This window comes from Flavobacterium sp. CAN_S2, assembly GCF_015752255.1.
Lineage (GTDB): Bacteria > Bacteroidota > Bacteroidia > Flavobacteriales > Flavobacteriaceae > Flavobacterium.
The window spans coordinates 1-1,148 of the sequence record NZ_JADOVA010000017.1 but is presented as its reverse complement, the minus strand read 5'-3'; the positions used below and the strand labels follow the sequence as shown (position 1 = coordinate 1,148).

At 41.5% G+C, this 1,148-nt stretch carries 1 pseudogene; it reads right to left on the bottom strand.

What is annotated here, in order from left to right:
• Nucleotides 1-1,148: pseudogene (locus IWX80_RS16940) on the bottom strand (hypothetical protein); the annotation flags it as partial.

Here is a 1,148-nt window from a genome sequence, read left to right as displayed (position 1 = left end):
AAAACAGGTTTAACAGGCGCAACGGTATCTTTTACAATTACTTTTTGCGTAGCAGTAGTTGTATTTCCGTTTCCGTCATTAAAAGTCCAAGTGATGGTATAGGTTCCTTGAGTAGTATAGGTTAAAGGGTCAGAAGTAGTTCCAATAATAGCACTTCCAGAACACACATCGGTAGTTGTTGGAGCGGTTGCAGTAGCAGAACATTCTCCGGTCACATCAGCCAAAACAGGTTTAACAGGCGCAACGGTATCTTTAACAATTACTTTTTGCGTAGCGGTTGTAGTATTTCCGTTTCCGTCATTAAAAGTCCAAGTGATGGTATAGGTTCCTTGAGTAGTATAGGTTAAAGGATCTGTAGTTGTTCCAACAATAGCATTTCCAGAACACACATCGGTAGTTGTTGGAGCGGTTGCAGTAGCAGAACATTGTCCGATTACATCAGCCAAAATAGGTTTAACAGGCGCAACGGTATCTTTAACAATTACTTTTTGAGTAGCGGTGGTTGTATTTCCGTTTCCGTCATTAAAAGTCCAAGTGATAGTATACGTACCTTGAGTAGTATAGGTTAAAGGATCAGAAGTTGTTCCAACAATAGCGTTTCCAGAACACACATCGGTAGTTGTTGGAGCGGTTGCAGTAGCAGAACATTGTCCGGTTACATCAGCCAAAACAGGTTTAACAGGCGCAACGGTATCTTTTACAATTACTTTTTGCGTAGCGGTTGTAGTATTTCCATTCCCGTCATTAAAAGTCCAAGTGATGGTATACGTACCTTGAGTAGTATAGGTTAAAGGGTCAGAAGTTGTTCCAATAATAGCGTTTCCAGAACACACATCGGTAGTTGTTGGAGCGGTTGCAGTAGCAGAACATTGTCCGGTTACATCAGCCAAAACAGGTTTAACAGGCGCAACGGTATCTTTTACAATTACTTTTTGCGTAGCGGTTGTAGTATTTCCATTCCCGTCATTAAAAGTCCAAGTGATGGTATACGTACCTTGAGTAGTATAGGTTAAAGGGTCAGAAGTAGTTCCAATAATAGCACTTCCAGAACACACATCGGTAGTTGTTGGAGCGGTTGCAGTAGCAGAACATTCTCCGGTCACATCAGCCAAAACAGGTTTAACAGGCGCAACGGTATCTTTAACAAT